The sequence below is a fragment of the Halobacillus sp. B23F22_5 genome (assembly GCF_043497085.1).
In the GTDB taxonomy this organism is placed as follows: domain Bacteria; phylum Bacillota; class Bacilli; order Bacillales; family Halobacillaceae; genus Thalassobacillus.
The window spans coordinates 215055-236255 of record NZ_JBIEKI010000002.1; the positions used below are offsets into that span (position 1 = coordinate 215055).

At 42.6% G+C, this 21201-nt stretch carries 18 protein-coding genes and 1 riboswitch; of the genes, 14 read left to right on the forward strand and 4 right to left on the reverse strand.

The window, feature by feature from the left end:
- The first annotated feature begins 10 nt into the window (after positions 1-10).
- Positions 11-1333: a dihydrolipoamide acetyltransferase family protein gene (locus tag ACGTN9_RS04430; protein WP_499590920.1), complete on the forward strand. Its 1323-nt coding sequence runs from the start codon at positions 11-13 to the stop codon at positions 1331-1333.
- Positions 1334-1650: 317 nt separating this feature from the next.
- On the opposite strand, the gene ACGTN9_RS04435 is transcribed toward ACGTN9_RS04430, so the two are convergent.
- Positions 1651-2703: a homocysteine S-methyltransferase family protein gene (locus ACGTN9_RS04435; RefSeq protein WP_499590922.1), complete on the reverse strand. Its 1053-nt coding sequence runs from the start codon at positions 2701-2703 to the stop codon at positions 1651-1653.
- A gap of 83 nt (positions 2704-2786) precedes the next feature.
- A riboswitch (SAM riboswitch) is annotated at positions 2787-2898 on the reverse strand.
- Between the two features lie 165 nt (positions 2899-3063).
- Here ACGTN9_RS04435 and ACGTN9_RS04440 point away from each other — a divergent pair.
- The 6 genes from ACGTN9_RS04440 (at position 3064) to ACGTN9_RS04465 (ending at position 9371) form a co-directional block, all read left to right on the forward strand.
- Positions 3064-3501, forward strand: a complete 438-nt coding sequence (locus tag ACGTN9_RS04440) for a BrxA/BrxB family bacilliredoxin (RefSeq protein ID WP_499591289.1) — start codon at positions 3064-3066, stop codon at positions 3499-3501.
- Positions 3502-3768: 267 nt separating this feature from the next.
- Complete coding sequence (locus ACGTN9_RS04445; RefSeq protein WP_499590924.1) at positions 3769-4686, forward strand: proline dehydrogenase family protein; 918 nt, start codon at positions 3769-3771, stop codon at positions 4684-4686.
- 31 nt (positions 4687-4717) lie between these two features.
- A complete protein-coding gene (gene pruA, locus ACGTN9_RS04450) occupies positions 4718-6265 on the forward strand; it encodes an L-glutamate gamma-semialdehyde dehydrogenase (RefSeq protein ID WP_499590926.1) in 1548 nt (515 codons plus the stop codon).
- A gap of 222 nt (positions 6266-6487) precedes the next feature.
- A complete protein-coding gene (locus ACGTN9_RS04455) occupies positions 6488-7765 on the forward strand; it encodes a PucR family transcriptional regulator (protein ID WP_499590928.1) in 1278 nt (425 codons plus the stop codon).
- 94 nt (positions 7766-7859) lie between these two features.
- Positions 7860-8813: an aromatic acid exporter family protein gene (locus ACGTN9_RS04460; protein WP_499591291.1), complete on the forward strand. Its 954-nt coding sequence runs from the start codon at positions 7860-7862 to the stop codon at positions 8811-8813.
- 45 nt (positions 8814-8858) lie between these two features.
- Positions 8859-9371 carry a L,D-transpeptidase gene (locus ACGTN9_RS04465; RefSeq protein WP_499590930.1) on the forward strand — a complete coding sequence of 171 codons (513 nt, stop codon included), beginning with the start codon at positions 8859-8861 and terminating at the stop codon, positions 9369-9371.
- An 89-nt stretch (positions 9372-9460) separates the two neighbouring features.
- Here ACGTN9_RS04465 and prli42 read toward each other — a convergent pair whose 3' ends face one another.
- Complete coding sequence (gene prli42, locus ACGTN9_RS04470) at positions 9461-9571, reverse strand: stressosome-associated protein Prli42 (protein ID WP_235062620.1); 111 nt, start codon at positions 9569-9571, stop codon at positions 9461-9463.
- A gap of 239 nt (positions 9572-9810) precedes the next feature.
- Between prli42 and ACGTN9_RS04475 the strand changes: the two genes are divergently transcribed.
- The 5 genes from ACGTN9_RS04475 to ACGTN9_RS04495 all read left to right on the forward strand — a co-directional run bounded on the left by ACGTN9_RS04475 (position 9811) and on the right by ACGTN9_RS04495 (position 16487).
- The gene (locus tag ACGTN9_RS04475; protein WP_499590932.1) at positions 9811-11472 is read left to right on the forward strand and encodes an acyl-CoA mutase large subunit family protein; all 1662 of its coding nucleotides are present in this window, start codon (positions 9811-9813) and stop codon (positions 11470-11472) included.
- Between the two features lie 16 nt (positions 11473-11488).
- Positions 11489-12310: a methylmalonyl-CoA epimerase gene (gene mce / locus ACGTN9_RS04480; protein WP_499590934.1), complete on the forward strand. Its 822-nt coding sequence runs from the start codon at positions 11489-11491 to the stop codon at positions 12308-12310.
- 7 nt (positions 12311-12317) lie between these two features.
- Positions 12318-13865: an acyl-CoA carboxylase subunit beta gene (locus ACGTN9_RS04485; protein WP_499590936.1), complete on the forward strand. Its 1548-nt coding sequence runs from the start codon at positions 12318-12320 to the stop codon at positions 13863-13865.
- Positions 13866-13955: 90 nt separating this feature from the next.
- On the forward strand, positions 13956-15083 hold the full coding sequence (locus ACGTN9_RS04490) for a M20/M25/M40 family metallo-hydrolase (protein ID WP_499590938.1): 1128 nt from the start codon (positions 13956-13958) through the stop codon (positions 15081-15083).
- 153 nt (positions 15084-15236) lie between these two features.
- Positions 15237-16487 (forward strand): DNA polymerase IV, encoded by a 1251-nt coding sequence (locus tag ACGTN9_RS04495; RefSeq protein WP_499590940.1) that lies wholly within the window; start codon positions 15237-15239, stop codon positions 16485-16487.
- Positions 16488-16603: 116 nt separating this feature from the next.
- Here ACGTN9_RS04495 and ACGTN9_RS04500 read toward each other — a convergent pair whose 3' ends face one another.
- Positions 16604-17050 carry a GNAT family N-acetyltransferase gene (locus ACGTN9_RS04500; protein ID WP_499590942.1) on the reverse strand — a complete coding sequence of 149 codons (447 nt, stop codon included), beginning with the start codon at positions 17048-17050 and terminating at the stop codon, positions 16604-16606.
- 321 nt (positions 17051-17371) lie between these two features.
- On the opposite strand from ACGTN9_RS04500, the gene ACGTN9_RS04505 reads away from it, so the two are divergent.
- Complete coding sequence (locus ACGTN9_RS04505) at positions 17372-17704, forward strand: CHY zinc finger protein (RefSeq protein ID WP_499590944.1); 333 nt, start codon at positions 17372-17374, stop codon at positions 17702-17704.
- A 55-nt stretch (positions 17705-17759) separates the two neighbouring features.
- Here the strand turns inward: ACGTN9_RS04505 and ppc are convergent, their stop codons facing one another.
- Positions 17760-20519 (reverse strand): phosphoenolpyruvate carboxylase, encoded by a 2760-nt coding sequence (ppc, locus tag ACGTN9_RS04510; protein WP_499590946.1) that lies wholly within the window; start codon positions 20517-20519, stop codon positions 17760-17762.
- Positions 20520-20822: 303 nt separating this feature from the next.
- Here ppc and ACGTN9_RS04515 point away from each other — a divergent pair, with 303 nt between their 5' ends.
- Positions 20823-21200, forward strand: a complete 378-nt coding sequence (locus ACGTN9_RS04515) for a GntR family transcriptional regulator (protein ID WP_499590948.1) — start codon at positions 20823-20825, stop codon at positions 21198-21200.
- The last annotated feature ends 1 nt before the right edge of the window (position 21201 follow it).

A 21201-nucleotide genomic window follows, 5' to 3' on the forward strand; every position in this document is an offset into this window, starting at 1 on the left:
AGGAGTCTCTGTGGGCGTAGAAAAAATAAACATGCCACAATTGGGCGAAAGTGTCACCGAAGGCACAATCAGCACATGGCTGGTCCAAGTGGGAGATAAAGTCAATAAGTACGATCCGATTGCTGAAGTGATGACAGATAAAGTAAACGCAGAAGTACCTTCATCGTTTACGGGCGTTATCAAAGAATTAGTAGCTCAGGAAGGCGACACAATCGCCGTGGGTGAATTAATGTGTTATATCGAAGTAGAAGGCGGCGGTTCGGCTGGTGTAGCAGAAGAACCTGCAAAAGATGAACCTGCAGCGGAAGAACCGGCAGCTGTGGAAAAAGACGAACAGAAGATAAAGAGCCAGAAGCAAGAGCAGCACGAAAATAAAGATAACACAATGAAGAAGCGTTATTCACCGGCGGTTATGCGGTTGGCGCAGGAGAATGACATCGATCTTGAACAGGTAGAGGGGACAGGCAAGGGTGGCCGTATCACCCGGAAAGATGTAGAAAAAGTGATTGCTGCTGGAGGCACGCAAGATAAAGAGCCTCAAGAAACGGTACAAGAAGCTCCAGCGAAAACTTCTGAACCGGCTCCATCTCCAGCACAACCAACGCCTGCACCTTCTAATATAAAAACGGAAGCCGGAGATAAAGAGATTCCTGTCACTGGTGTGAGAAAAGCTATTGCACAAAACATGGTCAAATCTAAGACTGAAATTCCTCATGCCTGGATGATGGTTGAGGTCGATGTTACAGGCTTGGTCGAGTACAGAAATTCACTGAAAGATAAATTCAAAACTGAAGAAGGCTATAGTCTGACTTTCTTTTCTTTCTTTGTCAAAGCGGTAGCCCAGGCATTGAAAGAGTACCCGCAATTGAACAGCACATGGGCTGGTGATAAAATCATTCAGCGTAAGGCGATCAACTTGAATATCGCAGTTGCTAAAGAAGATCAACTATTCGTTCCGGTCATCAAGGATGCAGATGATAAGAGCATCAAAGGGATTGCGAAGGATATCACTGACCTCGCGATGAAGGCGAGAAACGGTAAATTGACCTCCGCTGATATGGAAGGCGGTACATTCACCGTTAACAATACCGGTTCCTTCGGTTCCGTCCAGTCGATGGGAGTTATTAATCATCCACAGGCAGCAATTCTCCAAGTGGAATCAATTGTGAAAAAGCCTGTCATCAAAGATGGCATGTTTGCAGCCCGTGACATGGTAAACTTATGCTTATCTCTGGACCACCGTGTACTGGATGGGCTCGTTGCTGGCAATTTCCTGGCACGAGTCAAAGAAATTTTGGAAAATGTAAACAAAGACAACACACCAATTTATTAAGAACAAAAGCGCAAGCGCCTTGCTCACCCCCGACAAGCTTAAGACAAGCCTCGGCGTGACGTTCTTTGTACTTTTAGACCAATTAAATTTTTAAAGGTTTAAAGTATAAGTAAAACTAAGGCTTTCGCCATAAAAAATTGGCGATAAGCCAAGTTTTTCTAATCACAGAGAGGATTGACTTAAGACCTCGAGGGGGTAGGCGCTGGAGCTGGATGAGACCCACTACCGAAAGTTATCCACAAAAAGAAAATTTTATAATTTCCTAGCCAAAAACAAACACTCCCGTGAACCGATGTAGGTTCCGGGAGTTTTGGATTTCATGCTTTATTTTTATAGGAAGTGATATGGGATTGCAGGTTTTCATCTGAGCCAAATAAAAAGTGCTTTTCCATATTAGGAGAGTAAGTAGAATTAACAGCTTCTCTTCCAACTGTTTCTGCCACCTCACGAAGCATACTTGGAGATGCCCCGCAACATAGTCCAAAGTAATTTACTCCAGTCTCATGTGCTTCCTTTGCCCAGGAAGCCAATTCATATCGATTACAATAAAGCGGGTCGAGTGAAGTTGGAAATGTAGTCTCCGTCGGTATACTACAAGCACAGCCGCCGTCCGGCAAGTTAAAAAAGGTGGGGTGCTCTTCGGTTGTTCTGTATGGAATTGGTAAAGCTCCTACATAGCCATCGACATTTTCACGGATTTTTTCTATATGAGGCTGCATGGTTGCTGGTCCACGAAAACAGTTCATTCCTACTACTAATGCGCCATGCTCCTTCAATAAACGGCAGCCTTCTTCAACAGAATATCCATCTCGTAATACATTTTCACCCATGAGTCCAAACGTGATCACAGCAGGAAGATCTTGCTTTTGAATCTCCTCTAAAGCTATCTTGGCTTCTTCGTAATAATAGAAAGTCTCTCCATTTACAAAGTCTACCCCTTCTTCTTTACACCAGCAGATCATTTCAGCGAACATGCTGCGAACCTCTTCCTTTGAGGATGGATCATCAGGATTGAAAAGGTTTGTATTTGATATATTTCCAGCAACGAGTGCTTCCTCTTCGGGATGTTCTTTGGCTACTTCTTTAGCCAGGCGGATAGCTTGGCGGTTTAAGGGCTCAAGTAGATCTTCTTTTCCGATAACCCTCATTTTTTCACGGTGGGCATTGTAGGTAAAGGCCAGTACAACGTCTGATCCCGCTAACATATAATCCCGATACGTTTGTTTTAATGCTTGAGGATTGTCTAAAGCCACTTCTGGCACGAATGAACCAGCCTGTAAATATCCTCGACGCTCCAATTCAAACAGGTAGCCTTCTCCGCAAATGACTGGTCCATCCTGCAAACGTTCCTCTAAACTTCTTTTTGTCATGTAACCATCCTCTCAGGTGAAGTATTTTTGAAAAATAAAAAACTCTCTTCCAATAAGAAGAGAGATTTTTGTAACGAATCCTCATCTTATCTGCCAGATCAAGAAATCTGTAGGAATTAGCACCTTTTTCAGATGAATATCTGAAAGGTTGCCGGGCGTCTTCGGGCCTAGTCCCTCTGCCACTCTGGATAAGAGTTATCTATGCAATTGTCCTGTATTATAAGTTGGGGAAGAAGCAGGTGTCAACCATATTTTCAGATTATTTTAAATTGATACGCAGCTTTTAGTGCCAGTTTAATTGAAAGCATAATAGAAAATTGATAAGATAACTTAAGAAGGTATTCTAGTTGAAAAGGGGATATACACATGGATTTTAATATTTATATGAACGATGTCGTCAATCAGGCACGTAATGAGATATCACAAGCTGGCTATAAGGAACTTACTACTCCAGAAGAAGTAGATGAAGCATTGAAGCAAAAAGGCACCACCCTGGTCATGATCAATTCTGTATGCGGCTGTGCCGGCGGAGTTGCTCGTCCTGCCGCTGCACATTCTATCCACTATGATAAACGACCGGACAACCTTGTTACAGTTTTTGCCGGTCAGGATAAAGAAGCGACAGAACGTGCCCGTCAACACTTCGTTGGTTACCCGCCTTCTTCTCCTTCTTTCGCGTTTATGAAAGATGGAGAGATTGTAACCATGGTCGAACGTCATGACATTGAGGGCTTTGAGCCGATGGAAGTAGTTGGCAAGCTTCAAAACATCTTTGAGGAACATTGTGAAGAAATATAAGCAAAGATAAAAAAGTCCGTTACGAGGGCCTCCCTCTGTAACGGACTTTTTTATTTTCTACATATCCTGTCTTATCTTGTTGTTAGGGGTTGTGGTTAAACCACAATTTAATAGGGAGATGTTTGTGTAAAGCACACGTTGTCAGAATGACGTCAAAATCGTTACAATTTTCTTAACAGATAAAAAACTTTTAGTTATTCTGTTTAACTGCAGGAAATAGAAGGAACATCTTCATTACGCATATGTAACTGAAGGGATGTGGTGATATTGGAAGCCATTAGCAAAAACTTTTTCTTGTTTTTGTCAAATAATCGTCTGTTGGATCATTTAGCTAAAAAATGGGGGCCGAAATTCGGTGCTGACAAAATAGTAGGCGGAGTGACTTTTGAAGAAGCTGTCCCGTTGATTCAACAATTGAATCAACAAGGACTGCAAGTCACAGTAGATCATTTAGGGGAATTTGTTAACTCTGAAAAAGAAGCCAGGAAACGCGGCCAGGAATGTAAGAACACCATTAAAACCATTTCTGAAACCGGTTTAAATTCAGAGGTTTCATTAAAATTGACATCTCTTGGGCTTGACATCAATGAGGATATAGTAATGGAAAATATGGAACAAATTCTTGAAACTGCCGAAGAACACAATGTAGTGGTAACCATTGATATGGAAGACTCATCTCGTTGTAAACAGACCTTAGAAATATATAAGCGGCTGAAATTCCAGTATCATAACTTGGGAACTGTCATTCAATCCTACCTATACCGTTCTGATTCCGATTTGGATGATCTTAACGAATGTAATCCTTATCTGAGATTAGTAAAAGGTGCATATAAAGAATCTGGGAAAGTGGCATTTCCCGATAAATCAATGGTAGATGACAACCTGAAACATTTAATTAAGAAAAACCTTTTGAATGGTAATTACACTGCTATCGCGAGTCACGATGATAAAATCATCGACTATACAAAAAAATTAGCAGAAGAAGAGAATATTCCAAAGGACCAATTCGAATTCCAAATGCTGTATGGAATGAGGAATCAAACGCAGCTCGATTTAGCTAAAGAGGGATATACAGTAAGAGTCTATCTTCCATATGGGGATGATTGGTATGGATATTTTATGAGAAGGATGGCAGAACGACCAGCGAATATCGCCTTTGCTATCAAAGGTGTTTTCAGTAAATAAAACGATTATTTTATTGAAAGGGGTTTTATAAATGGTAACAGCATATCGTCATGAACCATTCACAGATTTTACAGTTGAGGAGAATAAGCAGGCATTTGAAGCTGCATTGAAGCAAGTTAAAGAAGAGCTGGGAAAAGATTATGACCTTGTGGTTAATGGAGAACGTCTACAGACCGAGGAAAAAATCGTTTCTACAAACCCCGCCGATACAAAACAGGTAGTCGGAAATGTTTCCAAAGCAAACCAGGATATTGCGGAGCAAGCGGTTCAATCAGCTTCAGAAGCTTTCAAAAGTTGGAAAAAATGGGACGCAGCTTCCCGTGCTGAGATTCTTTTCCGTGCTGCTAATATTGTACGCCGGCGTAAACACGAGTTTTCTGCTTATCTCGTATATGAAGTAGGTAAGCCATGGAAAGAAGCGGATGCGGATACAGCAGAAGCGATAGACTTTATGGAATATTATGGCCGTCAAATGCTGGAATTGAAAGATGGAAAGCCTGTCAATAGCCGTGATGGAGAGCATAACCGTTATGTTTACACTCCTACCGGTGTTTCCGTTGTCATTCCTCCTTGGAATTTAGCATTCGCCATCATGGCAGGTACTACGATTGCACCGATTGTTACAGGTAATACAGTTGTCCTGAAGCCTGCCAGCAATAGTCCTGTCATTGCAGCTAAATTCGTTGAGGTCTTGGAAGAAGCAGGACTGCCAAAAGGTGTACTGAACTTTGTTCCAGGAAGCGGCGGAGAAGTTGGTGACTATCTTGTCGATCATCCAAAAACTGCACTGATTTCTTTTACAGGTTCACGTGAAGTCGGTACGCGTATCTTCAAGCGGGCAGCTGAAATCCAACCTGGCCAGCAACATCTGAAACAAGTGATTGCAGAAATGGGCGGAAAGGATACAGTTGTTGTCGACAATGAAGCAAATCTAGATACAGCAGTAGAGGCGATCATCGTGTCAGCATTTGGCTTTTCCGGGCAGAAATGTTCTTCCGGTTCCCGTGCTGTCGTGCATGAAGATGTTTACGATGAAGTTCTTGAGCGAGTGAAAAAGCGTACAGAAGAACTTACTGTCGGTAATGCTTCCGAAGAAAATGTTTACATGGGACCGGTAGTCGATCAAGGAGCTTATGACAAAATCATGAGCTACATCGAAATCGGCAAAGAGGAAGGCCGTTTGGTTACTGGCGGTAAAGGAGACGATTCTAAAGGGTATTTCATCGATCCTACTGTTTTTGCTGACCTTGATCCAAACTCCCGCATGCAGCAGGAGGAAATCTTCGGTCCTGTTGTCTGCTTTACAAAAGCAAAAGACTTCGACGAAGCGATTGAAATTGCGAATAACACAGAATATGGATTGACAGGCGCAGTGATTTCTAATAATCGCGCTCATCTCGACCAAGCTGCTGTAGATTTCCATGTCGGAAACCTATACTTCAACCGTAATTGTACAGGGGCGATTGTCGGTTACCAGCCATTTGGAGGCTTCAATATGTCTGGTACAGATTCCAAAGCAGGTGGTCCGGATTACCTGACCCTTCATATGAATCCAAAAACTATATCTGAAAAGTATTAAGCACGCTTTAAAGGCAGCACTCCAAATGTTGGGGTGCTGCTTTTTTAAAAGAAATACATATTATGCTTACGTAGAATTCCCTTAAGAAAAATTCTTAATAAGAGTTCTTCTTTCGGTTTCCCTATGAAGTTCGATATAATAAGCAGTAACTTATTTTAACGTACCCCGTAGTCCTCCAAAAACTGGAGGCTCCGGGCTGCATGGGGGAAGGTTTGAGATACTATGGATGCAAAAGAAATGATTTATCGTACCGAGGATATTCATAGGGTGACCGAACTAATCAGCTCAAAATTGAACAAGCCAGTCATCGTAGAGAATAAAAATTTTGAGCTGGTTTCCTATAGTGCTTCCATGGATGAATTCGATCAAACACAGCAAAAAACAATCCTCTCCAAAAAATGTCCGATCTTTATCATCGATCGTCTGAAAAAGGAAGGGATCGTCCAGCGCTTGGAGAAACAGCCGACGCCAATCAGAGTCCACCCGATTGAAGAGCTTGGTTTTTATCAAAGAATCGTCATCGCTGCCAAACATCTGGGCCAAACGATGGGATATATATGGGTGCAAGAATCGGATACGCTGCTTAATGACGAAGAGCTTGATTTTTTACAAGAAATCAATGCCCACATAGGGAAGCTTGTTTATGACACTTATGCTAAAGTCAATGCAAAAGAAGGACGACGTGAGGAATTATTGTGGAAACTCCTTCAGCATGAGTATGGCAGTGAGAATCAATTGCGGAATGAAGCGTCTTTAGCGAAGCTGGACTTGCCTGAACGCTTTTCGGTACTAGTTTTTTCTATTTCTGACCCCGGAGAAAATTATCGGTTAGATTATTTAGAAAAAGTAGTGGAAAGCTTTTATCTCAGGAGAAAAATATATTTGTTGAAATCTGATTATCAAATGTTGCTGATTGTACAAGGGGAAACAGACAAAGAGTTCTCCTCAAGAAATCTGGCACGCGAATTTATCAATGAAGTAAAAGATATTGCCGGCGGGGAGGAGTTTTATCGTTTTTTAATTGGTCTTGGGAAGGAATATACTTCACTGGTTCAAATGAGGAAGAGTTTTCTTGAAGCTTTGGAAGTTATTGAAACTGCTAACTTTATCACACCCCGCCCGGAAACGATGCCTCGGGAATTTTCTAAATTAGGAGTGTATCGCTATCTGGCAGCTCTGTATGAAAAGAATAGCTCAGAAGATTATTTCAGTGAGGACTTGCTGCGCTTGATGAAAAAGGATATGGAAAGCCAGACCGACCTGCTGAAGACTTTGGAAGTTTACCTTGCTAACAACGGAAAGGGCAAGCAGACGGCCAATGATTTATATATCCACCCAAATACACTTAATTATCGAATCAAACAAATACTAGAATTGACGAATATCGATTTCAATGACTTCAATATGAAAAGTTACCTGTATACAGAATTGTTGCTTTTGAACAATGTCCCTGCTTACTATCAAAGATATAAGCAAGCAGCTGAAAAAGGAGGCAGCTGAAGAACTAAATAAAATAGCGGCTGCCTTTTCAGGATATATGGAGACATGTTAAGATTTTAAATTATTTCAGTACAACTAGGAAGAGGAGTCACCTATCGTGAAAATCGGTTATCGCACGATAAAAACTGCAATAGGCACACCAATCGCTATATGGATTGCCCAGCTGATGAGTCTGGAAAATTTCGCATCTGCTGGTATCCTGACCATTTTATGTATCCAGGTGACCAGAAAACGATCTATTTTGTCTGCCTGGCACCGTTTTGCCGCATGTATAGTGGCAATGGTTTTTTCATTTCTATTTTTCGAAACCCTGGGTTATAACCCGATCTCGATCGGACTCATGCTTTTCTTATTTATTCCAACTACCGTGAAGCTGAAGATTTCTCCAGGTATTGTAACAAGCTCCGTCATTATTCTTCACTTATATGGTTCAAAAGGAATTGACGCAGGAGTCGTAACAAATGAATTATTGTTAATTGTCGTAGGAATTGGGACAGCGTTGTTATTGAACCTTTATATGCCAAGTATGGATAAAAAATTGTATGAGTACCAGGAAAAGATTGAACATAACTTCACTGTGATTTTAAAAGAACTTGCCACTTACTTACGTGAAGGTGATAATGACTGGTCAGGGACAGAATTGACCGAGACCGCTGACCTGCTGGAAGAGTCCAAAACGATGGCGTTCCGTGATGTAGAGAACCATTTGCTGCGTTCTCATAACCAACACTATCATTACTTTAATATGCGGCTGAAACAATTTGAGCTGCTTGAAAGGATGCTGCCGCTGGTCAGCCGTATTTCCGGTCCTTATAAACATGCAGTTAAAATTGCTGAATTCTTTGAGGAACTGGCAGATGCCGTGCACCCTGGAAATACTGCCATCATTTACTTGCGACAGATCCAGACATTGAGAAAAGAATTCCGGGAAGATAATCTACCGGAATCACGTGAAGAATTTGAAGTGAGAGCCAGCTTATTCAATTTACTGAATGAGATCGAGCAATATTTAATCATTAAACGTTCCTTTAAAAAAAGTGATGTATAGAAGGTTGAGCAGAGAGGGGAAGCTAAACAAAAAGGAGCAATCAAAATGAAAATCTTTCTATTGTTTCTTGTCCTCTCTGTTTCTCCTCCATATAGTCCTGAAATAGTCGACCCATTTGTCATTGTCAACAAAGCGTCTAATCAGCTTGCATTTTTTAATGAGGGTGAGCTCGAAGAAGTTTATACTGTGGCAACCGGAGCTACGGATGAACTTACACCAACCGGTTTATTCACTATAACTGTAAAAGCGAAAGATCCATATTACCGGAAAAAGAATATACCCGGCGGAGACCCGAAAAATCCACTAGGTTCCAGGTGGATCGGGTTTGATGCTAAAGGTACAGATGGCCGTATCTATGGGATACATGGTACCAATCAGCCTTCCTCGATTGGAAAAAACGTGTCACAAGGATGTATCCGTTCCTATAATAATCAAGTGGAAGAGCTTTATGAACGGGTTCCGATCGGGACAAAAATATTGATTGTGAAGGATAACCAGGACTTTTTAAGTGTGTATGAAAAGTATGTAAAGAAGAACATCAAGGATCGTTTGCATTAAAAAAGCGGAGCTGCCTCGTTTCGACAAAGCTCCGCTTTTGTTTTAGCGCTTTTGTTAGGGTCTGGGTAAGGCTTTTGCCTATCCCTTTCTTATAGAAACATGCCTGCTCCGGCTAATAGAGATGAAAGTACCATGGATAAAATCATGATGTAAATGATGATTTTCATGCGTCGTTCACGCTTTGATTGCTTACGTGCCAAGGTTGTTACCTCCTTTATGCGTCCTGGGGATGTCCGGAATAATTCGGACATGCGTTAACTGTATTTTACATGTAAATGATAAATTGGACAAGAGCGGGAAAGTATTTCAAAATAGAATTATGAATGCTTGCAAAAATTTGAAAAATTATGTAGCACTTTTTGTTTTTTTGCTGAAAAATTGTTTAATAATTTGATAAGCTAGTATGGAAGATAGTAGTTAGGGAGAAGGAGGTCATTTAATGAGTGATCAATCAAAATACCAGCAACAAAAGCAGCAGTGGGAAACGGACGTGGAGAAAACGTCCAAGCGGTTTCCGGAACGAAAAGAGGATTTCGTCACAAGTTCAGAAATATCTATAGATCGCCTGTATACACCGGAGGAGGCTTCTTCCGAAACTTATGAAGACAAATTAGGGTTCCCTGGTCAATATCCCTATACCCGCGGGATACAACCGACCATGTATCGAAGCAGGTACTGGACAATGCGGCAGTATGCAGGATTCGGCTCTGCTGAAGAAACCAATAAACGATTCAGGTATTTATTAGAACAAGGACAGACGGGGTTATCCGTCGCATTCGATCTTCCCACTCAAATCGGATATGATTCCGATGATCCGATGGCGGAAGGGGAAGTCGGTAAAGTCGGAGTCGCCATCGACAGTTTAAAGGACATGGAACAGCTGTTTGATCAGATTCCACTCGATAAAGTCAGTACATCTATGACCATCAACGCACCTGCCTCGATTTTGCTTTGTATGTACATAGCTGTGGGAGAAAAGCAAGGCGTACCGATGGAAAAGCTTACAGGGACGATTCAGAACGACATCCTTAAAGAATATATTGCGAGAGGGACATATATTTACCCGCCAAAACCATCCATGCGTTTAATTACGAATATTTTCGGATATTGCCAGACGCATGTGCCGAAATTCAATACCATCAGTATTTCTGGCTATCATATAAGGGAAGCTGGTTCTACAGCAGTCCAGGAAGTCGCATTTACGATTGCCAATGGCATGGCATACGTTGATGCTGCCATCGAGTCCGGACTTGAAGTCGACCAGTTTGCGCCAAGACTCGCTTTCTTCTTCAATGCCCATAACCAATTTTTCGAAGAAGTGGCGAAATTCAGAGCAGCACGGCGTATCTGGGCAAAAATCATGAAAGAACGTTATCAAGCGGAAAATCCTAAGAGCTGGAAGCTTAGGTTCCACACCCAGACTGGCGGATCAACACTTACTGCTCAACAGCCGGATAACAATATAGTACGTGTTACCTTGCAAGCGCTTGCAGCTGTCATGGGAGGAACTCAGAGTCTACATACCAACTCTCGTGATGAAGCTTTGGCTCTTCCAACCGAAGATTCTGCTCGTATAGCGCTAAGAACCCAGCAGATCATTGCTAATGAAAGCGGTGTCGCTGATACGATTGACCCGTTGGGAGGCTCCTATTACGTTGAGTCATTGACCGATAAAATCGAGGAAGAAGTCAATGATTACCTTGAACGAATCGAGAAATTAGGAGGAGCAGTCCAAGCTGTGGAAGATGGCTATATGCAGCGGGAAATACACCAATCTGCATATGAAGCCCAAAAACGGATAGAATCAGGCGAAGATATCATCGTAGGTATGAATGAATTCCGAATCGATGAAGAAATTAATCCTGACTTGCTCCGGGTAGATGAAGCTTTGGAAGCACAACAAATCAAACAGACTAAAAATATTAGAGAAACAAGGAACCAGCAGCTGGTCGATGACTGCCTGGATAACCTTAAAGAAGCAGCCAGGCAGGAGAAGGAAAATTTGATGCCGTATATTCTTGAAGCTGTCAAAGCTTATGCGACCGTTGGAGAAATTGCCAACGTACTAAGAAAAGAATTCGGTGAGTATACGGGGATGTAAAAGGGGGAGTACTGACATGAAAAAACAAATACGTGCATTAATTGCTAAACCAGGTTTAGACGGACACGATCGCGGTGCATTGATCATTGCCCAGGCTTTGAGAGACCAGGGAATGGAGGTTATCTATACCGGCTTAAGGCAATCGCCAATTCAGATTGCACAGGCAGCCATTCAGGAAGATGTCGACGTTGTCGGTTTATCTTCCTTATCAGGTGCGCATAAGTCATTGTTTCCAAAGGTTGTACAAGCATTGAAGGATAAAGGTGCGGAAGATATTCCTGTCATTGGGGGCGGAGTTATTCCTGCTGAGGATATCCCATATTTAGAGGACCAGGGAGTAGCTAAGATATTTACTAGTGGGACGCCGACAGAAGAAATCGCTAAATATATCGAAAAAATGGTCGATCCGAATTCGAGCCTGGTTGCTGCACCAAAGAAAATCGCTCACATAGGAATTGCAGTCAGGCAATTAGAAGCGGCACTTCCGTTTTATCAGGATGTGCTTGGTTTGAAACTGGAAAATGTAGAAGAGGTAACCTCAGAACAGGTTCGAGTTGCTTTTCTTAAGATTGGCGAAACAAGACTTGAGCTGCTTGAACCGTTAAGCGAGGATTCTCCGATCCATCAGCATATTGAAAAGCGCGGGGAAGGAATCCATCATCTGGCACTGGAGGTCGATGATATTACCGAACGCTTAAATCAATATAAGGAGAGCGGCGTAGCATTGATACATGATACCCCGAAAACAGGCGCGCATGATAGCCAAATTGCGTTCCTTCACCCGAAAGCCGGACACGGCGTCTTATATGAGTTATGTCAGCACAGCGAAAAGGAGTGAAGCATCGATGGATATTTATGATAAAATCAGTGAACTTTATGATAAACGCAGACAGACAGAACTTGGTGGCGGGGATGAACGGATAGAAAAACAGCATGCGAAGGGGAAAATGACAGCACGAGAGCGTATAGATTATATGCTTGATGAAGGTACTTTCATCGAATTGAACCCATTCATGGAGCATCGTGGTGACAGCTTTGGGATGAATGGCCAGCCTGCACCTGGAGAAGGAGTGGTGACCGGCTTCGGTAAGATTGATGGAAGGGAAGTTTATTTGTTTGCCCAGGACTTCACTGTCTTCGGAGGAGCACTTGGCGAAATGCACGCCAAAAAGATTGCTGCAGTTATGGATTTGGCAGTGAAAAATGGCACCCCTTTCATAGGATTGAATGACTCCGGCGGTGCTCGTATCCAGGAAGGGGTTTCTTCCTTGGATGGTTACGGACATGTTTTTTATAGAAACTCCATTTATTCTGGTGTCATACCACAGATTTCTGTCATTATGGGACCATGTGCTGGTGGCGCTGTCTATTCTCCAGCTATTACTGACTTTGTCATTATGGTAGAAGAAACGTCTCAAATGTTCATCACCGGACCGAAGGTAATCGAGACCGTTACCGGAGAGAACATATCTTCAGAAGACCTTGGGGGAGCGTATGTCCATAATTCAAAAAGTGGTAATGCCCATTTAAAAACGCACGACGAAGAAACAGCACTGGATGCTGTGCGTCAGCTGGTAAGCTACCTGCCTTCCAATAATGAACAAAAGCCGCCTGTACTGGAATTGGAGGAAAAAGAAGATTACCGTCCGGATATCACCGACAAAATACCATTCGATCCGATCCGTCCCTATGATGTCCGTGTTGTAATCGATGAAGTTGTCGACCCTGATTCTTTCTTTGAAATCCATAAAGATTTTGCCAAAAATATCGTGGTCGGTTTCGCGAGATTGAAAGGACAGACAGTAGGCCTCGTATGTAATCAGCCGAAGTATATGGCTGGAGGGCTCGATATCGATTCCAGCGACAAAGCGGCACGATTCATCCGTTTCTGTGACTCATTCAATATTCCACTCATAACTTTCGAGGATGTAACCGGATTCTTCCCGGGGATTAAACAGGAGCATGGCGGAATAATAAGACACGGAGCGAAGATTTTATACGCCTATTCAGAAGCGACTGTACCTAAACTTACGGTGATTACACGGAAAGCATACGGTGGTGCTTATGTTGCTTTGAACAGTAAGTCGATCGGTGCCGATTTAGTGTATGCATGGCCAAACGCGGAAATCGCGGTTATGGGACCTGAAGGTGCAGCGAATATCATTTTTGCCAAAGAAATCAAGGAAAGCGAAAATCCGGAAGAAACAAGACAGAAAAAAATCAGTGAATACCGGGAGCGTTTCGCCAACCCTTATGTCGCTGCATCGCTTGGTATGGTCGATGATGTGATCGATCCTCGTGAAACCCGTACTACCTTGATCCAGGCGCTTGATATGCTCAAAAATAAAAAGGAAGAACGGCCGAAGAAGAAACACGGCAATATTCCACTGTAAAGTTAAGGCAGCCTGAAACTGCTTCCGTTGACAGTTTCGGGCTGTTTCGCTAACGTACTAATAGGATCGTACATAAAGGAGGACATACGAATGGTAACTGTAAATAAAGAACGTCTGCTTGAAGAATTCCTGGAATTGGTCCAGGTCGATTCCGAGACAAAAGACGAAGCGAAAATCGCTAAGGTACTGAAAAAAAAGTTTTCTGATCTTGGTTTGGAAGTGCTTGAGGATGATGCTCGTAACCAAACCGACCACGATGCCAACAACCTGGTCTGTAACCTTAAAGGGACCAAGGACGGCGTCGATACGATTTATTTCACATCCCATATGGATACTGTCGTTCCAGGTAACGGTGTCACCCCATCGGTTGAGGATGGTTACATCGTAACCGATGGGACTACAATTCTTGGGGCGGATGATAAAGCTGGACTAGCAGCCATGCTTGAAGCTATCCGTGTGTTGAAAGAAAATGACATCGAACATGGGGACATCCAGTTTGTCATTACAGTAGGAGAAGAAAGCGGTCTTGTCGGTGCAAAAGCACTTGATGCTTCCTTGCTGAAAGCAAAATATGGTTATGCGATCGACAGTGACGGGCAGGTTGGTAATATTATTGTAGCCGCACCGACACAGGCAAAAGTGAATGCCATCGTAAAAGGGAAGACAGCTCACGCGGGTGTAGCGCCGGAAAAAGGTGTATCCGCAATTACACTTGCTGCTAAGGCGATCGCAAAGATGCCACTTGGACGAATCGATGATGAAACAACCGCTAATATTGGACGTTTTGAAGGCGGAAAGCAGACGAACATCGTATGCGACCACGTGGAAATATTAGCAGAAGCCCGTTCTCTTGTTCCTGAAAAAATGGAAACTCAAGTAGAAAAGATGAAACAGGCTTTTCATGATACAGCTAAAGAAATGGGCGGCGAAGTAGACGTGGACGTGACCGTTATGTATCCTGGCTTTAAACATCAGGCAGGGGACAGGGTAGTGGAAGTGGCTCGAAGTGCTGCCAATAACATCGGACGGAACAGTGAATTGCTTCAGAGTGGTGGCGGCAGTGATGCGAATATCATCGCTGGTCACGGGATACCGACAGTTAACCTGGCAGTAGGATATGAAGAAATCCATACAACCAATGAACGCATGCCAGTCGCTGAGCTCGAGAAAGTCGCAGAGTTTGTGACTGCAATCATTCAGGAAGCGGCAAAAGCATAATGCAATGAATCGATCATGCCAACACAGCATGGTCGATTTTTTGGTTTTATACCCCGGGACATCCAGATTCTGGAGGGCCTGGGGTAGGAGTCGAAGTTATTTGCATTCCCATGATATAATGGAAGAACAAAAGTTCGTAAAGGAAGGATTGCCATGTCAAAATGGTACCCGAAAAATGGCAGGGTCATTTTTCATGTGGATATGAATAGCTTCTATGCCTCAGTTGAAATGGCATTCGACCCTGGTTTGAAAGGGAAACCGTTAGCGATTGCGGGTAATCCCGAAGAGCGGAAGGGCATTGTCGTAACGAGCAGTTATGAAGCAAGAAAACACGGGGTAAAAACAACAATGCCTCTGTGGGAAGCGAAACGGCATTGTCCAGACTTGATCGTCATGCGGCCGAATTTTGATAGGTATCGTACGGCTTCCAAAGAAATGTTCAAAATCTTAGCAGATGTAACAGACATAATCCAGCCAGTATCGATTGACGAAGGCTATATGGATATTACCGACTGTGAAAATCTCGGGTCTCCACTTGAAATAGCCGACCGGATACAGGAAAGAATTGCTGAAGAGCTGGATCTGCCCTGCAGTATCGGAATAGCGCCCAATAAGTTCCTAGCTAAAATGGCTTCTGACATGAAGAAGCCTATGGGTATCACGGTGCTTAGAAAGCGTGATTTGCCTAAAAAATTATGGCCATTGCCAATAGAAGAAATGTACGGGGTAGGAGAAAAAACTGCAGAAAAGCTTCGAAGTTATAAGATAGAAACGATTGGTGACCTGGCTAATTATGATGTCTTCAAACTGAAACAACTGCTTGGCATTAACGGAGAACGATTGAAAAATCGGGCCAATGGCCAGGATAACCGGCCGGTTGACCCGGATGCTGTTCATGAATTCAAAAGTATCGGAACATCCACTACCCTGGCCCAAGATACAACCGATGATATGGAAATCCGTCAGGTGCTGAGAAGGCTTGCGAATAAAGTGGCTGCCCGTATGAGCGGCAAGAAAGTGCTGGCGAGAAATGTACAATTGATGATTCGCTATCATGATTGGAAAAATGTCACAAGGAGCAGACAATTAAAAGATTATATCCATACTTCAGACGATATTTTTCATATTGCTTCCAGATTGTTCGATGAACATTGGAACCAGGAACCTGTCCGGCTGCTCGGCATAACCGCTGGAGATTTGGCAGAACAGAGAGAAGTGACTCAGCAGCTCGATATTTTCAATTATGAACAATATGCAGAAAAGGAAAAACTTTATAAAACGATAGATGATTTGACCGAACGTTATGGCAAGAACCCGTTCCGGGATCTATCGAGCACGGTGAATGACTCTCACAAAGTCAGCACCAGTTTTCAAAAAGACTTTTTAGATGATTATAAGAAATAATGACTGCATTTAGAGGGTGATACAAAAATAATGTATCTCCCTCTTTTTAAAGCGGGAGATTTATACAAGCTACACGTAAAGAGAAATCCACACATTGGTACCACAACTTTGTAATATTAAGGTTTCTCAACTTCTTTATACAAAATTACCTGAGAACCACTTGGATCAGTTTCAAATGTTTCCCCGATTGAAGAAAATCCTATTCTCTCATAGAAAGGCTGAGCTGCCGTTTCTGCAATACACCAGATGTATTCGACATTGCCGTGGTATAAGATACGATTTGCTTTGTGCAATAACGTTGTAGCAATTCGTAGGCTTTGATCTTGATTAGGTACTTCCAACCCTCTGAGGCGAAATTGTTTTTGAGAGTGAATGGCATCCGTTGCTTCCATGTAAAAGGATGCGATCCCTTCCAGCTTCTGATTTTCAAAAGCGCCTAAATGAAAAGTGGTGTCCAGATGATCTCCATGATAGTGACATTTTTCTATGCTTTGGTTTTGACTGAGGGACTTGTTCCGGATCCTGTAAGTATCTTCGGCTGAAATTTCTTTCACGGTTATCACCTTATCATCCTCCTGATTCTGTGTTTTCCTTATTGCTTATCGTTTAAGATAATATCATTGGAGGAACTTCAAAAGAGCATCCCTGACCTTAGAAGTTCTTTCTTTTATTCCACATATGAAGCCAACCGTGGCGGATAAATGGAGTTTATAGAACCTAGAGCTAGTCTATCAAAAGATAGAAGAAAATGCTTCCAGCCAGACTTACAGCAGGAAGTAGAGATTATTGCAGGAATTTTATAAAAAAGAATCGAATTATGCAACTTGAGATAAAAATAAAAAAATTGAATTGATTTTACGAAATGAAGATAAAGGGGGAATTGGGTGACAAGAAACCGTATAGAAGTAAAAGGGATGGAAGTAGATGCTTTTACCCGTTGTCGTCATTATCATAGTGAAGTCGATATCATTGCTATCAAGTTTCACTGCTGTAAGGAATATTATGCTTGCTACTATTGTCATAAAGAGAAAGCAGATCATCGTGAGACAAAGTGGCCCAGGGACCAATGGGAGGAACAAGCGATCCTATGCGGAAATTGCAGCCGCGAATTGACCATCAATGAATATATGTCCGTTTCTGGATGCCCGGAATGCCAGCATCGTTTCAATGAAAAATGCAGTAACCATTATCCGTTATATTTTGATATGAAAAAGTAAATATATCAGCATAAAAAAGCAGTCGGTGAATAAACCGACTGCTTTACAAATGATATCAACCTGTGTTCCGGAGACCTGCTGCAATACCGCTGATGGTAAGGAGTACTTCGGTCAGCAGACTTTCTTCCCTGCTTTCTGTTTCACGTAACTCTTTAATCAATTCCACCTGCAAGAAATTCAATGGGTCGACATAAGGATTACGCAGCCGCACAGAATCCTGGATGGTCACTTGTTTATCGAGGAGTTCCTGATCTCCACTGATTTTCAGAAGAATATCCTTGGTTTTATTGTATTCTTCCACGATATCATTATAGATCCGGTCGCCAAGTTCTTTATCATTGACGAGAGATTTATATTGATCTGCAGTTTGGATATCAGCTTTCATCAATGCCATTTGCAGATTATCAATGGTTGAACGGAAGAAAGGCCAATTTTCATACATCTGCTGCAAGGTGGCAAGGTAGGAGTCCCCTTGCTCTGCATAGCTTGTCAACCCGGAACCTGCAGCATACCAGGCAGGAAGCAGTTGACGGTTCTGTGTCCAGGCGAAGACCCATGGAATCGCACGCAAGTTCTCAAATTTGGAACTGTCTTTCCGCTTCATCGGGCGGGAACCGATATTCAACTCACTGATTTCTTTCAGCGGCGTCGCTTCATTGAAGTAGGTAAGGAAATCTTTATCGCCGAAAACAAGTGATTGATATTTTCTGAGTGAGACCTCTGAAATCTCTTCCATTGCCTTTTCCCATGTTTCTTCCCGGTGGTGTCCTTGTTCCGATTCTGTAGAAACATGCGCTGCACCTTCCACAAGCGTAGAGGCTGCTTGTTCAAGGCTGCGATAAGCGATGTCCCGGATCAGGTAGCGGGAGGACAATACCTCTCCTTGCTCAGTAATCTTTACACCATCGCCCAACGTTTCTGCAGGCTGGGATAGGATACTTCGATTCAATGGGCCACCGCCCCGGCCTAGTGATCCACCACGCCCATGGAAGAATTTAAGACCGATGTTATAGTCTTTAGCCATATCATGGATTTCCTGTTGTGCTTTATAAAGTTTCCAGTTAGCGGTCAATGTCCCACCGTCTTTACTGCCGTCAGAATATCCTAACATGACTTCCTGATGGTAATTGCGTTGGCCAAGGTGCTTGGAATAAGCATCCATATCAAACAAGGTCTTTAATATTTCCGGTCCTGCAATCAAGTCATCTACGGTTTCCAGTAAGGGAGCGACATTCAAGCTGCTTTCTACTCTTCCATCTGGATGAAGACGATAAATCCCTGCCTCTTTAGCAAGTACCAGCACTTCAAGTAAATCACTGGCTGCCTCTGTCATACTCACCAGATATACTTCGATTGCCCGATCCCCGAATTCACGATGAGCTTCACGGATCAAGTTGAAGACCTTCAACATTTCCTGTGTCTCTTCAGAATAATCCTCATCAAGTAATGTGATAGGTCGGGGGTCCTCTAAAATACCTTCCAAAAGTTTAATTTTTTCCTGTTCATTCAAGGAAGCATAGTCTTCACAGATACTCACTTTCTGCAAGATTTCCTTAATGGCTGCTTCATGCTCACCACTATGGTTTCTGATATCCAATGTGGCAAGGTGAAAGCCGAACAACTGCACCTGGCGAACAAGCTTACGGAGCATTTTCAGTTCCCGCTGATTAGGCTGATGGCTATTGACGCTTCGTTGAATCATGTATAGGTCATCTAATAATTGTTCGGAAGAATCATATCCGATTTCTGATTTTCCAACATTACGGAGACGTTCTAATATAATCGCGAATTTACGGCGATAAATTTCTTTTTCGACGCGCCATTTTTTATTACTTGGAATGATTCTTTCCTCTTCTTCTACAGAAGCAATCAATTCATCGGTGACAGACACTATTTTAGTAGAGTGGCTGAACCGTTTCATCAGCTCTACCAGGACTTCTTCATACTTATCTAACACTAGATCCCGTTGATTTGTAAGGGTTTGCCAGGTGATTTCTGGAGTGACATTCGGATTGCCATCGCGATCCCCGCCGATCCAGGACCCAAAACGAAGGAAGTTAGGGATTGTCCAGTCTTCCCCTGGGTAGCTCTCTTCCAGGCGATCTTCCAATTCCTGGTGAATGTCAGGCAGTACATCAAATAACGTTTCATCGAAGTAATAAAGTCCATTTCTTACTTCATCCATGACAGTCGGTTTCCGTTCACGCAGTTCATCGGTCTGCCACAGGACAGTCACTTCATTCATTAAGCTGTCTTGTAATTGTTCCCGTTCATGGGCAGTAAGTTGAGGGTTATCGAGTTGTTGCAAGATTGTAGCGATCCGTTTTTGAATTTCCAAAACGGTTCGTTTTGTCGCTTCAGTCGGATGGGCAGTAATGATCAGTTCTAAAGATAATTGATCGAGGACCTCCTGGATGACTGAACTGGATATTTCGTTTTTGCGAAGCGCATCGACTGCACTTTCTAATGAAAACGGTTGAACTCCATGGTCTTCACGAAGCTGGTACTCTCTACGCCGGCGAACACGGTGGTTTTGTTCGGCAATGTTGACTAAATGGAAATAAATTGAAAATGCGCGGATGACTTGGGAGCGCATCGGGGGATGGAGGTTTTCGATTTCTTGCTTCAATTTTTGGTAAGTTGCTTCCTCTGGGTTGCTCCTCAGGTCTTTTGAATATTGACGGATGGTTTCTACTTTATCAAAAAGCTCTTGTCCGCCATGATGAATCAAAATATCACCGAGCATATTACCCAGTTCACTTACGTCACGTCGTAAGGGAACAGTATGATCATTGGATTGTCTAGTTGTGCTCATAGTTTCACCTTCCTGTAAATTCTTAGTGTAGACGACCAATTTTGGTCGACGTATGGTTTCTTATGTTATCAGAATTTTTAGGATAGTCAAATCTACTAACCTGATAAGTCATAACCAATCTAATTTGTTGAGAGTTTAAACTATCAAAATTTTTAACGTTTCTCCACTATTAAGCTTTAGGCTGGTAAATAATTTCATAAAAAGTAAAAAACTGCTTCTCAAATCAGAAAGTTTGCTATATACTTTAACTGTACTAAGGATACTAATACAGTTAATACGGTTTCAGATCGGAGGGAAATAGCCATGTTTGATTTGGATTTACGAAGCAGAAAACCGATCTATGAACAACTAGTCGAAAAGTTCAAAGAACTGATCATAAAAGAAGTACTGCAGGCAGATGAAAAGCTTCCTTCGGTTAGGACCTTGGCCAGGCAAATGACAATCAATCCCAATACCATTCAAAAAGCCTACCGGGAGTTAGAATCGCAAGGATACATCTATTCGTTGAAAGGAAAAGGAAGCTTTGTGCAAGCCTCTTCTGAAAAAGCCGGTCAGGAAGAACTTATCAAAGTAAAGGAAAAGTTGAAGGCAGCTATTTCAGAAGCCCTTTACCTTGGAATGGCCCGCGCAGATATAGAATTGCTGCTTCAAGAATTAGATGAATCGACAGGGGAGGAATAAT

Excerpts from the sequence above, each read along its gene's own strand:
- ACGTN9_RS04475 (WP_499590932.1), top strand. The coding sequence starts at position 9,811 with ATGAGTGATCAATCAAAATACCAGCAACAAAAGCAGCAGTGGGAAACG.
- ACGTN9_RS04465 (WP_499590930.1), top strand. The coding sequence starts at position 8,859 with ATGAAAATCTTTCTATTGTTTCTTGTCCTCTCTGTTTCTCCTCCATAT.
- ppc (WP_499590946.1), bottom strand. The coding sequence starts at position 20,519 with ATGAGCACAACTAGACAATCCAATGATCATACTGTTCCCTTACGACGT.
- ACGTN9_RS04485 (WP_499590936.1), top strand. The coding sequence starts at position 12,318 with ATGGATATTTATGATAAAATCAGTGAACTTTATGATAAACGCAGACAG.
- ACGTN9_RS04435 (WP_499590922.1), bottom strand. The coding sequence starts at position 2,703 with ATGACAAAAAGAAGTTTAGAGGAACGTTTGCAGGATGGACCAGTCATT.
- mce (WP_499590934.1), top strand. The coding sequence starts at position 11,489 with ATGAAAAAACAAATACGTGCATTAATTGCTAAACCAGGTTTAGACGGA.
- ACGTN9_RS04515 (WP_499590948.1), top strand. The coding sequence starts at position 20,823 with ATGTTTGATTTGGATTTACGAAGCAGAAAACCGATCTATGAACAACTA.
- ACGTN9_RS04455 (WP_499590928.1), top strand. The coding sequence starts at position 6,488 with ATGGATGCAAAAGAAATGATTTATCGTACCGAGGATATTCATAGGGTG.
- pruA (WP_499590926.1), top strand. The coding sequence starts at position 4,718 with ATGGTAACAGCATATCGTCATGAACCATTCACAGATTTTACAGTTGAG.
- ACGTN9_RS04490 (WP_499590938.1), top strand. The coding sequence starts at position 13,956 with ATGGTAACTGTAAATAAAGAACGTCTGCTTGAAGAATTCCTGGAATTG.
- ACGTN9_RS04495 (WP_499590940.1), top strand. The coding sequence starts at position 15,237 with ATGTCAAAATGGTACCCGAAAAATGGCAGGGTCATTTTTCATGTGGAT.